Source organism: Streptomyces sparsus, assembly GCF_054776295.1.
On the sequence record NZ_BAAHCA010001739.1, the window covers coordinates 1 to 519 of the forward strand.

Consider the following 519-nt stretch of genomic DNA (forward strand, 5'->3'; position numbering starts at 1 on the left):
TCCGCGCCTCGGGGCCGCCTGTGGTCCCGCCGGCGGGTCGGTCCGCCGGCACGCCGAGCGGGTCAACTCGCCAGCAGGCGGCGGGCGGTGAGCGCCAGCGAGACCTCCACCGTGTCCGAGGGGTGACTCAGGCAGCGGCCGGTGAGCTGCTCGAAGCGGCGCAGCCGGTTGAGCACGGTGTTGCGGTGGCAGTACAGACGTCCGCCGGCGCGTTGGGCGGAGCCGTCGGCGTCCAGCCAGGCCTCCAGCGTGGCGATCAGCAGCTCACGGTCGGACGGCTCCAGCCGGTCCAGCGGACCGAGCACCCGCCCGACCAGTGCTTCGCCCAGTCCCGGCGAGGAGACGACCAGCGCGGCCGGCAGGTGTTCGTCGAGCAGCGTCACCCCGCCGTCGCCGGGACCGGCGTGCAGCGCGGTCTCGGCCAGCTGCCGGGCCTCACCAAGCGCGGCCAGGCCCGTCACCACGGAACTGACGCCGACCCGGACGCCGTCGGGCACACCCAGTCCGGCCGCCAGGTCG

The 519-nt window shown here is 75.7% G+C and carries 1 protein-coding gene; it reads right to left on the reverse strand.

Annotated features, from left to right (window positions below; all coding sequences use genetic code 11):
- Window positions 1-62: 62 nt before the first annotated feature.
- On the reverse strand, window positions 63-519 hold a 457-nt coding region (locus ACYVE9_RS30585; protein ID WP_461031093.1), incomplete at its 5' end, for a PucR family transcriptional regulator.